Raw genomic sequence first — 11,586 nt, 5'->3', positions numbered from 1 at the left:
TACCACGTTTAATCTGTATGGCAATCTATCGCGCATCGAGGTGCCATCCCAGAATCGCAAGGACGACTTGTGGATGGTTTCGAGCGGTGTGACGCATCAGTTCGACCCAAAATTAACCGGTTCTGTCTTCATTCGCCATCAGGCACGCAGCTCCAATCTGATCGGCAATGATTTCACTGAAAACAGTATCACTGCTCTGGTCAACATGACCTTCTAGAATGCAATCAAATGTATGAAGCGTATTACCATCTCAATGCCAAGCCGTTTCAGCTAAGTCCCGATCCGCGATTTTTCTTCGGCAGCAAAGGCCACAAACGCGCGATGGCTTACCTGGAATACGGGCTGTCGCTGGGCGAGGGCTTTATTGTCATCACGGGTGAGGTGGGGGCGGGCAAAACCACCCTGGTGCGTAATCTGTTCAAGCAGCTGGAATCAGAAAATATCGTTGCGGCGCAACTGGTGAGCACCCAGCTCGATGCGGATGACACGCTACGCAGTGTGGCTGCCTCATTCGGGTTGGAGCATGAAAACATCAGCAAATCGGCGCTCCTGAAGAACCTCGAAGGGTTTCTGCAGGCCGCTGCACAGCAGGGCAAACGTGCCTTGCTGGTCGTGGATGAAGCTCAAAATCTGACACCTCGCGCGGTGGAAGAATTGCGCATGCTGTCCAATTTCCAGAATAACGAGCGTTCCCTGATCCAGAGCTTTCTGTTGGGCCAGCCTGAATTCCGCAATATCCTGCAAAGCCAGGATATGCAGCAGTTGCGCCAGCGCGTGATTGCTTCCTATCACCTCGGGCCGCTGGATGCGCTGGAAACCCGCGCATATATCGAGCACCGTCTGCGTACTGTAGGCTGGAAGGGAATGCCGTCATTCAGCGATGATGCATTCGAGACCATTTATCAATTCACCGGCGGTATCCCGCGCCGCGTCAATACTTTCTGTGACCGCTTGATGCTGTATGGTTTTCTGGAAGAAAAAGCCGCTTTTGATGCGGCTTCGGTAAAAGAGGTGGTGGAAGACTTGCGCCTCGAAATTGCCCATCAGGATACGCCGGGTGGAGGCGTATTGCGCGGTAATGGTAGCGCCGCCAATACGGGCATGCCCGATGACTTGTTGCAACTCAATGGCAGGGTGGAACAGATGGAACGCTCGCTCAACCGTATATTGCCGGTTGTGCGCAAGATACTGTTCATGGTGTCGGAGAAAAATACGCCCCCGGTGAATGAGCCACCGGAAGCCAATCAATAGAACGTAATACGGGGATCAGCATGACCGATATTTTATGCGTGGTAGGTGCGCGCCCCAATTTCATGAAAATCGCGCCTGTGATGACCGCATTGGCGAGCGCCGGAATTCGCGCCAAGCTGGTGCACACCGGCCAGCATTATGATGCTGCAATGAATGATCGTTTCTTCACCGATCTTGGGATTCCCCATCCCGACATCAATCTGGAAGTCGGCTCGGGAAGCCACGCGGTACAAACCGCTGAAATCATGCGCCGCTTCGAACCGGTGCTGGAGCAGGAACAGCCGGCTGCGATCCTGGTCGTGGGCGATGTCAACTCCACCATTGCCTGCGCGTTGGTGGCGGCGAAGCGCGAGGTAGCCGTCATCCATGTCGAAGCCGGATTGCGCAGTTACGATCGCGGCATGCCGGAAGAAATCAACCGGGTGCTGACCGACCAGATTTCCGATTTGCTGTTCATTACCGAGAAAAGCGCCCATCAAAATTTGATGCGCGAAGGTATCGCCGCCGCGCGCGTGCATTTTGTCGGTAATGTAATGATCGACACCTTGCATCACAATCTGCCGCGCGCCGTACCGGCAGCCACCACCCTGGGCGGAATCTTGCCCGAGGCTTATGGCGTGTTGACGCTGCATCGGCCATCCAATGTGGATGATGCCGGCATTCTCGGTGATCTGCTGGAAACCGTGGCAATGATTGCCGCAGACCTGCCCATCGTTTTCCCGTTGCATCCACGTACCCGTGCCAGTATCGAGCGCCTTGGCCTGACGGCATGGCTGGACCGGCCGGGCATCATGACGCTGCCGCCGTTGGGTTATCTGGAAATGCTCGGTTTGATGAAAGATGCGCGCATCGTACTGACCGATTCCGGCGGCATTCAGGAAGAAACCACTGCGCTGGGCGTGCCCTGCCTGACTTTGCGGCACAACACCGAACGCCCGATTACAGTGGACGAAGGCACCAATACCATCGTCGGCACCGATCGCAAGCAGATACTGGTGGCGGCAGAGGCGGTGCTGAATGGCGGCGGCAAGGCTGGGCGCATACCCGAGTATTGGGATGGCCGCGCAGCGGTACGTATTGCCGCCATATTGTTGCAGTGGCTGGATTCGCGTAATTATGCTGTCGCATAAAGGGCCTATTGTGCGTAATGCCATGACCATCGATGTGGAAGACTACTTTCAGGTATCCGCCTTTGCTCCGCACATTGCCCGAGACAGCTGGGACGCGCAGCCATGCCGGGTGGAACGCAACATTGCACGCATACTCGCATTGCTGGACGAGCACCAAACGCATGCCACTTTTTTTACGCTGGGCTGGATCGCCGAGCGCTATCCGCAACTGGTGCGCGCCATCGTCGACAATGGTCACGAACTGGCCAGCCATGGTTACGGTCATCAACGTGCGTCCGATCTGACACCCGAACAGTTCCGTGCCGACATCACTCGTGCCAAAGGCCTCCTGGAAGACATTGGTGGTGTAGCGATACGCGGTTATCGCGCGCCGAGTTTTTCCATCGGGAGCCGTAATTTGTGGGCGCTGGAGTGCTTGCGCGAAACCGGCCACCATTACAGCTCCAGTATTTACCCGATTGCGCATGATCATTACGGCATGCCGGAAGCGCCGCGTTTCGCATTTCATCCGCTGGACAACGATTTGCTCGAATTTCCGCCCAGTACCGTGCACCTGTTCGGACGTAATCTGCCTGCTGCAGGCGGCGGTTATTTCCGCTTGATGCCCTATGCCTTATCGTGCTGGCTGATGCGACGCGTGAACCATACCGATGGACAGCCTTGCATGTTCTACTTTCACCCATGGGAAATCGACCCGGGACAACCCCGTCAATCAGGGATTGGTTTCAAAACCCGGTTTCGTCATTATGTGAACCTGGGGCGTATGGAAGGTCGCATTGCGCACTTGTTGCGCGACTTTCAATGGGACAGGGTGGATCGGGTATTCATGAAGGACGCAGCATGAATGCATCGGTTAAACTTCCGCTTGAATCAGTCGCAATGAATGTGCGACTCATGGAACCTGCTGACGCAACGCGCTGGGATGCTTTTGTGCAGTCCTGTCCGGAGGCAACTTTTTTTCACCGTGCCGGCTGGGCTGAAGTGATCGAACGTGCCTTCGGCCATCGCACGCATTTTTTGCTGGCCGAAGCGGGTGGTGAGATCCAGGGTGTTTTGCCGCTTGCTGAAATTAACAGCCGCCTGTTCGGACATTCGCTTTCCGCATTGCCATTCTGCGTCTATGGCGGCCCGGCGGCATCCAGCCCGGAAGCCAGAAACGCGCTTGATCTGGCCGCGCAAAAACTCGCGGCTGAACTGCGTGTGGAACATCTGGAATACCGCAACCGGACACCTTTCCATGCGGATTGGCCCGGCAAGGACTTGTACGTGACCTTTCGCAAGGAAATTGACCCGGAAGTGGAACACAACATGACTGCCATCCCGCGCAAGCAGCGCGCCATGGTGCGCAAAGGCATCAAGGCGGGATTGGTGAGCGAGATTGATACCGGTACACAAGATTTCTTTCACGCCTATTCGAGCAGCGTGCATCGGCTTGGCACCCCGGTATTTTCGCGCAATTATTTTCAGGTGTTGAAACAGGTATTCGGCGGTGATTGCGAAGTTCTCACCATTCGGCTGGATGGCCGCGTCATCAGCAGCGTGATGAATTTCTATTTCCGCGATGAGGTGCTGCCCTACTATGGCGGCGGCACGGCTGAAGCGCGGAATCTGGCCGGCAATGATTTCATGTATTGGGAAGTGATGCGCCGCGCCTGCGAAAAAGGTTGCCGGGTGTTCGATTACGGACGCAGCAAGCTCGGTACCGGTTCTTACGATTTCAAGAAAAACTGGGGTTTCGAGCCGCAGCCGCTGTACTACGAATACCAGCTGGTACGCGGGCAAAATGTGCCCGATCACAATCCCCTCAATCCAAAATACCGGCTGTTCATCAAGGCATGGCAACGCATGCCGCTGGCGCTGGCTAATATGATTGGCCCGCATATCGTCAAGAATCTGGGCTAGGCCGATGGAAGAATTGTTGTTTCTTGCGCATCGTATCCCCTACCCGCCAAACAAGGGTGACAAGATTCGCTCCTACCATCTGCTGAAGCATCTGACCGAACGCTACCGTGTTCACCTTGGGTGCTTTGTTGATGATCAGGAGGACTGGCAATACACCAGCCATTTGCAGGCCATCTGCGACGAGACGTTTTTTGCGGCGATCAAACCGCGCCGTGCCAAATTAAAAAGTCTGACCGGGCTAATCAGTGGCAAGCCGCTGACGCTACCCTACTATGCCCATGCCGGGATGCAGAACTGGGTAACGCGAACGCTCTCCACTCGAAAAATTGCCAAAATCTTCATGTTTTCCTCGGCGATGGGCCAATTCGTGCCGCGCGATCACGCACTGCATAGCGTGGTGGATTTTGTCGATGTGGATTCCGGTAAATGGACGCAATACGCACAGGCCAAGCGCTGGCCGCTGTCCTGGCTGTATCGGCGCGAGGGCCGTACGCTGCTGCGATGGGAGCGCGATCTGGCCGCGCGTTCCGATACCGCATTGTTTGTGTCGGAAGCGGAGGCGCGTCATTTCGCCCAGCTCGCACCGGAGTCGGCGGCGCATGTGGATTGGTTCAACAACGGTGTGGATTTCGAATATTTTTCGCCGGATCGCCACTATGCCAATCCCTACCCGGCAGATAGCCTGCCGCTGGTATTTACCGGCGCCATGGACTACTGGCCGAATGTGGATGCAGTGGTATGGTTTGCACGTGAGATTTTTCCGCGAATACGCGCACATTACGCCAAAGCGCGATTTGTCATCGTCGGTGGTCGCCCCGGCCAGGTAGTGCGGGATTTGGCACAATTGCCGGGTGTGGCGGTGACCGGCCGCGTCGAGGACGTGCGTCCCTGGCTGCATCATGCCCGGCTGGCAGTGGCGCCTTTGCGTATTGCTCGCGGGGTGCAAAACAAAGTATTGGAGGCCATGGCGATGGCGCTGCCTGTGGTCGCCAGCGCACAGGCGCTGGAAGGTATCCAGGCGGTGCCGGGGTGCGACTTGCTGGTGGCGGATGGCGCTACCGGTCAGGTCGAACAGGCTATCGCGATACTGGGTGGTGCGTACCCAGGCATGGGCGCGGCGGCACGCGCCGCCGTGCGGGGGCACTATGCGTGGCCGGATAATTTGCGCAGGGTGGATGCGCTACTGAATGGCCGCAACTCCGTACCGATACAACAACTACCTGTTGCCCAGGTGGTTTCACTCAGGGAACATCGTACATGAGCGTCACCATACAACCTGCTCTACCCGAATCGACGATGGTGCGCGGCTGGCCTGCAGCCGCTGCAATAACCATCGCGGCAGTCATTACGCTATTGCTGATTTTTTACTCCACCAGTGCGTCCACGGTGGCGATCTGGGAGCGTTCGGAAACCTACACGCACGGATTCCTGATTTTCCCGATCAGCGCATGGCTGATCTGGCGCAGGCGAAGTGAACTGGCGTGTCTGGCCTATCAACCGGAATGGCGGGGTCTGATCCTGTTGTTATTGCTTTCGGCTGGCTGGCTGTTCGCCCACAGCGGTGGCGTGCTGGTGGGCGAGCAACTCATGCTGGTGGCGATGCTGCCTGCTGCCGTGTGGACCATACTCGGCAGCCGTGCGGTGTGGGCCATGGCTTTTCCACTGGCTTTTCTGTTGCTCGCAGTGCCCATGGGCGAGGCGCTGATTCCTCATTTGATGGTTTTTACCGCCAATTTTACAGTCAAGGCGCTGCAGTTAACCGGCATGCCGGTTTACCAGGAAGGAACCTTCTTTACCACGCCGACTGGTCAATGGTCGGTGGTTGAAGGCTGTAGTGGTCTGAGGTATCTGATTGCCTCGTTTACGCTGGGCTGCCTGTACGCCTATCTCACCTACCGCAGTAATACCCGGCGCATCCTGTTTGCAATCGCTGCGATCATTGTGCCGGTCATTGCCAATGGCTTTCGCGCCTACATGATCGTGATGATCGCCGTGCTGTCCGACATGAAGCTGGCGCTGGGCTTCGACCATCTGATCTACGGCTGGGTATTTTTCGGCGTAGTGATGTTGTTACTGTTCTGGATCGGTGGTTTCTGGCGCGAAGATGAAAAATCGACCGTTCCACCGGCACAGGTATTGGCACACGATGCGCCCGCGGCTCCGCTTGGCCGGGTGGCGTTGGCAGCGATCCTGAGTATTGCAGTGGCACTCACCGGGCATGTCTATGCAATGTGGCTGGATGGAAAGCTTGTATTGCCACAGGGATTGCAGATTGCGCCACCTGTCCCGGCCCATGGCTGGGCGCTGGAAACGGTACCGTTTACCGGCTGGCATCCGCATTATGTCGGGCCCGATGCCGAGCATGCCATGTATTACCGCAAAGGCAACCAGCAAATAATGGTGTATATGGCTTATTACAGTACCCAGCGCCAGGGTGCAGAGCAGATTACCAGCCAGAATTACATGATCCGGCAGAAAGACCCGGAGTGGTCGAATATGGGTGAAACCAATATCGCACCGAAGGTGGGTGCGCAACCTGCCGAAGTGATCCAGGCCAAACTGCATTCGGTGAAGCAGAACCTGCTGGTGTGGCGCTGGAATCAACTGGATGGCCGTGACACCACCAATGATTATCTCGCCAAGTTGCTGCTGGCCAGCGAAAGAATCATGGGCAAACGCGATGATGGTGCCGCGATCGTGATTGCCACACCCTATGCAAATGATTTGATCCAGGCGCAACCGGTACTGCGTGAATTCATGCGCGACATGCAGCCGTCCATTGCTGCCAGCCTCCGGCAAGTTTCCCGGCCTTGAGCACTGCCGGGGAGGGGCCGCTGATCGTCCATGTCGTGCATCACTTCGCGGTGGGCGGAATGGAAAATGGCATGGTCAATATACTGAATAAACTGCCTTCGAAAAAATACCGCCATACGGTGGTATGCCTGACCGATTACACGGATTTTGCCGAACGCATTGTGGCTCAGCCGGTGCCGTTCCATGCGCTGCACAAGCAGCCGGGGCGGGATGTTTCCATCTACGCCAAATTATGGCGCAAATTGCGCGAGTTAAAACCGGATCTGGTGCATACGCGCAACCTGTCCGCCCTGGAAGGCCAGTTCGTCGCTGCTGCTGCCGGGATACGGCGGCGTATCCATGGCGAACATGGGCGCGATGTGTTTGACCTGTACGGACGCAACCGAAAATACAACCTGTTGCGGCGCGCGGCTCGACCGCTGGTGGGGCACTACATTACCGTCAGCCGCGATTTGCAAACCTGGTTGCAAGCGACAGTGGGTGTGCCGGCCAGCCGCATTACCCAGATATACAGTGGTGTGGACAGCGCGCGGTTTCATCCGCGCGCGGGACAGCGTAGTGGCCTGCGCGCGGATTTTGCACCAGCTGACGCAGTGGTATTCGGCAGCGTGGGGCGCATGGCTGAAGTGAAGGATTATCCGACACTGGTACGTGCTTTTCTGCGCTTACTGGAATTGCATCCGCAAGCACGTCAGCGGGCGCGCCTGGTGATTGCAGGTGATGGAATTGCTCGCACCCCGTGTCTGGAAATGTTGCGCGCTGCGGGTGCCGACGCGCTGGCGTGGCTGCCCGGCGAACGTACAGATATCCCGGAGCTGATGCGTGCCATGGACGTATTCGTGCTGCCGTCGCTGGGGGAAGGGATTTCCAACACCATTTTGGAGGCACAGGCCAGCGGCTTGCCGGTGATCGCCACGGCGGTGGGGGGCAATGTTGAATTGATCCGGACCGGTAGCAATGGCACATTGGTTAATGCCGGTGAGGTGGAAATGATGGCACGCGCCTTGCTCAGTTATTTTGATGATCCGGCACTGATGGTTCGCCAGGGCCACGCTGCGCGCCAGAGAATAGAGCGCCAATTCAGCCTTGAGTCAATGACGCAAGCATACGAACAAGTGTACGACAAAGTGTTGCGTACCTGACAATAATGTCGAACCGCCGCGCAAAGGCGGCTAAATAAGGGACAGTTTTACCATGTGCGGAATCGCCGGAATTTTTGACCTGACGAGTGTGCGTCCGATCGATCGGGCGCTGCTGTCGCACATCAACGATATCCAGTCGCATCGCGGACCGGATGAGGCCGGATTGCACATCGAGCCGGGCGTCGGGCTGGGCCACCGGCGCCTGTCGATCATTGATATCGCCAGCGGCCAGCAGCCGTTGTTCAATGAGGACGGCAGCGTGGTGGTGGTGTTCAACGGCGAGATTTACAATTTCGTCGACCTGATCCCGCAGTTGCAAAGCCTCGGCCACACCTTCCGTACCCGCTCCGACACCGAGGTCATCGTGCACGCCTGGGAAGAATGGGGCGAAGCTTGCGTCGAGCATTTTCGCGGCATGTTCGCTTTTGCGTTGTGGGATCGCAATAACCAGACTTTTTTCCTGGCGCGCGACCGCATGGGGGTGAAGCCGCTCTACTACGCGCTACTCGATAACGGCTGCTTCGTGTTCGGCTCGGAGTTGAAGACCATTACCGCCCATCCCGATTTCAAGCGCGAATTCGACCCGTTTGCGATCGAGGATTACTTTGGCTACGGCTATGTGCCGGAGCCGCGCACCATCTACAAGCAGGCGCTTAAACTTTCTCCCGGCCATACGCTCACCCTGCAGCGTGGCAAAGGTTTGCCCCAGCCTCGACAATTCTGGGACATCCCGTTTACGCCGCTGGCACCGATGAGCGAAGACGATGCCGCAGCGGAAACCGTGGAGCGTGTTCGCGAAGCGGTGAAGGTGCGTATGGTGGCAGAAGTGCCATTGGGTGCTTTTTTGTCCGGCGGCGTGGATTCTTCGGCAATCGTGGCGATGATGGCGGATCTGTCCGATGCGCCAGTCAACACCTGCTCGATTTCATTTGGCGACCCCAAGTACAACGAGGCCGAATATGCGCAGCAGGTCGCCTCGCGATACCGGACCGCGCACCGCGTGGGCCAGGTCGAGGCGGATGACTTTTCGCTGATAGACGAGCTGGCTCATCTTTATGACGAGCCGTATGCAGACAGCTCGGCCATGCCCACTTACCGGGTATGCGAACTGGCACGCAAGAACGTCACCGTAGCGCTGTCCGGTGACGGCGGCGACGAGAATTTCGCCGGTTACCGGCGCTACCGCTGGCACGGCTACGAAGAGAAAATGCGCGGCTTGTTGCCGCTTGGATTGCGCCGCCCATTGTTTGGTCTGCTCGGCCGCATCTACCCCAAAGCGGATTGGGCGCCGAAAGTGCTTCGCGCCAAAACTACTTTCGAGGCGATGGCGCGCGATAGTGTGGAAGGCTATTTCCATGGCGTGTCGGTGTGCAGCAATGCATTACGTTCGCAACTGTTTTCGGACGGCCTTAAAAATCAGCTGCAAGGCTACTCGGCTGTGGAAGTGATGCGTCGTCACGACGCCAATAATCCCGGCCATGACGCGGTATCACGGGTGCAGTACCTGGACATGAAAACCTACCTGCCCGGCGACATCCTCACCAAGGTGGATCGTGCCAGTATGGCGCATGCGCTGGAAGTGCGCGTGCCGCTGCTCGACCACAAACTGGTGGAATGGGTGTCCGGCCTGCCGGTGGAGATGAAGCTCAAGGGCACCGAGGGCAAGCACATACTCAAGTACGCCATGCAGCCATACCTGCCGCACGACATCCTGTACCGCAAGAAAATGGGGTTTTCGATCCCTCTGTCCGAGTGGTTTCGCGGTCCCCTGCTGCAGCGCCTGCGCAGCGCTGTATTGTCGCCGCGCCTGCTTGATACCGGTCTGTTCAATGCGGCCTTTCTCAAGGAAATGGTCGATCAGCACGCCAGCGGGCGACGCGATTACAGCGCGGCACTGTGGTCGATACTGATGTTCGAAGCATTTCTGCGCAACCAGGAGAATCTCGGTACGGGCCACATTGAAATGGCTCAGGCGGCGTCACGATGAAAATTCTGCATATTCTCGACCATTCCATTCCGCTGCACTCCGGCTATACATTTCGCAGCGCTGCGATACTGCGCGAGCAAAGGAAGCGCGGCTGGGAAACGGAACATCTCACCAGCCCCAAGCAGATCAACTGCAAGGTATCCGAAGAGGTTGTTGACGGTCTGCATTTCTATCGCACCCCTCCCGTTACCGGCCTGCGTGCATGGTTGCCGTTTTTCAACATGATCGCGCTGATGAATGCGACCGAGCGTCGCCTGCGCGAAGTGGTGGAACGCGAGAAACCCGATGTGCTGCATGCCCACTCGCCGGCGCTCAACGCGTTGCCCGCGATTCGCGTCGGGCGTGCGTTGAATATCCCGGTGGTATACGAGATCCGCGCGTTCTGGGAAGACGCTGCCGTCGATCACGGCACCAGTGCCGAATGGGGGCCGCGCTACCGGCTGAGCCGCTCGCTGGAAACCTGGGCGGTGCAACATGCGGATGCGGTGACGACCATTTGCGAAGGCCTGCGTAGCGACCTTGCGGCGCGCAAGGATGTGGCGCCGGAAAAAATAACCGTCATACCGAATGCAGTGGACATCGAAAAGTTCACCATGGGCGGTATGGCAGATACCGCACTCAAGGCCCGGCTCGGTTTGCAGGACAAGCAGGTGCTGGGTTTTCTCGGTTCGTTCTACGCCTATGAAGGCTTGAATCTGTTGCTCGATGCTTTGCCGCAGATGTTGCAAAGCAACCCCGATGTGCGGGTGTTGCTGGTCGGTGGCGGGCCGCAGGAAGATGCGCTCAAGGCGCAGGCCGCGCAACTGGATGTGGCGGACAAGGTGGTGTTCTGCGGACGCGTGCCGCACGATCAGGTGCAGCGGTATTATGATCTTGTCGATGTGCTGGTGTATCCGCGTCTGTCCATGCGCCTGACCGAACTGGTCACGCCACTCAAGCCGCTGGAAGCGATGGCGCAAGGCCGGGTGCTGGCGGCATCCGATGTAGGTGGCCACAAGGAGCTGATCCGCGATGGTGAGACGGGCGTGCTGTTTCGAGCTGGCGATGCGGGTGATCTGGCAAGCAAGGTGCTTGGTTTGCTCAATACGCCGGCACGCTGGCCGCAATTCGCCGCCAATGGCCGTCGTTTTGTCGAAACCGAGCGCAACTGGGCGGTCAGCGTAGCGCGCTATGAAGCCGTTTACGACTACGCTAAACGACAAACCCTGCTGCCATGAAACCGCACCTTGTCGTTTTTTCCACGCTGTTTCCCCACGCTGGCGCGCCCAATGCCGGACCGTTCATCCGCGAGCGCATGTTCCGTGTGGGCGAGGTGTTGCCGCTCACCGTGGTGTCGCCGCAGCCGTGGTTTCCGGGACAA

The 11,586-nt window shown here is 57.6% G+C and carries 10 protein-coding genes and 1 pseudogene; all 11 read left to right on the top strand.

What is annotated here, in order from left to right; all coding sequences use genetic code 11:
• Positions 1-217 (top strand): hypothetical protein (locus ACYCZJ_RS12380; protein ID WP_461554535.1); only part of this gene is annotated, 217 nt, incomplete at its 5' end.
• A gap of 11 nt (positions 218-228) precedes the next feature.
• Positions 229-1,251 (top strand): XrtA/PEP-CTERM system-associated ATPase, encoded by a 1,023-nt coding sequence (locus tag ACYCZJ_RS12375; RefSeq protein ID WP_461554534.1) that lies wholly within the window; start codon positions 229-231, stop codon positions 1,249-1,251.
• A 20-nt stretch (positions 1,252-1,271) separates the two neighbouring features.
• On the top strand, positions 1,272-2,381 hold the full coding sequence (gene wecB, locus ACYCZJ_RS12370; protein ID WP_461554533.1) for a non-hydrolyzing UDP-N-acetylglucosamine 2-epimerase: 1,110 nt from the start codon (positions 1,272-1,274) through the stop codon (positions 2,379-2,381).
• Entirely contained in the window at positions 2,368-3,225 is an 858-nt protein-coding gene (locus ACYCZJ_RS12365) for an XrtA system polysaccharide deacetylase (RefSeq protein WP_461554532.1), read from the top strand. Before wecB ends, ACYCZJ_RS12365 begins: the two co-directional genes overlap by 14 nt.
• Positions 3,226-3,275: 50 nt before the next feature.
• Positions 3,276-4,283, top strand: coding sequence for a FemAB family XrtA/PEP-CTERM system-associated protein (locus tag ACYCZJ_RS12360; protein ID WP_461554531.1), 1,008 nt, complete (start codon positions 3,276-3,278; stop codon positions 4,281-4,283).
• A 4-nt stretch (positions 4,284-4,287) separates the two neighbouring features.
• Complete coding sequence (locus ACYCZJ_RS12355; protein ID WP_461554530.1) at positions 4,288-5,544, top strand: TIGR03087 family PEP-CTERM/XrtA system glycosyltransferase; 1,257 nt, start codon at positions 4,288-4,290, stop codon at positions 5,542-5,544.
• Positions 5,541-7,097, top strand: coding sequence for an exosortase A (gene xrtA / locus ACYCZJ_RS12350; protein ID WP_461554529.1), 1,557 nt, complete (start codon positions 5,541-5,543; stop codon positions 7,095-7,097). Before ACYCZJ_RS12355 ends, xrtA begins: the two co-directional genes overlap by 4 nt.
• Positions 7,094-8,239, top strand: a complete 1,146-nt coding sequence (locus ACYCZJ_RS12345) for a TIGR03088 family PEP-CTERM/XrtA system glycosyltransferase (protein ID WP_461554528.1) — start codon at positions 7,094-7,096, stop codon at positions 8,237-8,239. Before xrtA ends, ACYCZJ_RS12345 begins: the two co-directional genes overlap by 4 nt.
• 52 nt (positions 8,240-8,291) lie before the next feature.
• Positions 8,292-10,226, top strand: coding sequence for an XrtA/PEP-CTERM system amidotransferase (locus ACYCZJ_RS12340; RefSeq protein ID WP_461554527.1), 1,935 nt, complete (start codon positions 8,292-8,294; stop codon positions 10,224-10,226).
• Complete coding sequence (locus ACYCZJ_RS12335) at positions 10,223-11,443, top strand: TIGR04063 family PEP-CTERM/XrtA system glycosyltransferase (RefSeq protein ID WP_461554526.1); 1,221 nt, start codon at positions 10,223-10,225, stop codon at positions 11,441-11,443. The genes ACYCZJ_RS12340 and ACYCZJ_RS12335 overlap by 4 nt, the downstream gene beginning before the upstream one ends.
• Positions 11,440-11,586: pseudogene (locus tag ACYCZJ_RS12330) on the top strand (glycosyltransferase); the annotation flags it as partial. The gene ACYCZJ_RS12335 and the pseudogene ACYCZJ_RS12330, both read left to right, overlap by 4 nt.

The sequence above is a fragment of the Sulfuriferula sp. genome (genome assembly GCF_054605375.1).
Note: the sequence above shows the minus strand (reverse complement) of the source record. Positions and strands in the feature narration are given on the sequence as shown.

What these genes read in the sequence shown, in the direction of transcription:
- ACYCZJ_RS12360 (WP_461554531.1), top strand. Translation starts at nt 3,276, where the DNA reads ATGGAACCTGCTGACGCAACGCGCTGGGATGCTTTTGTGCAGTCCTGT.
- wecB (WP_461554533.1), top strand. Translation starts at nt 1,272, where the DNA reads ATGACCGATATTTTATGCGTGGTAGGTGCGCGCCCCAATTTCATGAAA.
- ACYCZJ_RS12375 (WP_461554534.1), top strand. Translation starts at nt 229, where the DNA reads ATGTATGAAGCGTATTACCATCTCAATGCCAAGCCGTTTCAGCTAAGT.
- ACYCZJ_RS12355 (WP_461554530.1), top strand. Translation starts at nt 4,288, where the DNA reads ATGGAAGAATTGTTGTTTCTTGCGCATCGTATCCCCTACCCGCCAAAC.
- ACYCZJ_RS12365 (WP_461554532.1), top strand. Translation starts at nt 2,368, where the DNA reads ATGCTGTCGCATAAAGGGCCTATTGTGCGTAATGCCATGACCATCGAT.
- ACYCZJ_RS12335 (WP_461554526.1), top strand. Translation starts at nt 10,223, where the DNA reads ATGAAAATTCTGCATATTCTCGACCATTCCATTCCGCTGCACTCCGGC.
- xrtA (WP_461554529.1), top strand. Translation starts at nt 5,541, where the DNA reads ATGAGCGTCACCATACAACCTGCTCTACCCGAATCGACGATGGTGCGC.
- ACYCZJ_RS12340 (WP_461554527.1), top strand. Translation starts at nt 8,292, where the DNA reads ATGTGCGGAATCGCCGGAATTTTTGACCTGACGAGTGTGCGTCCGATC.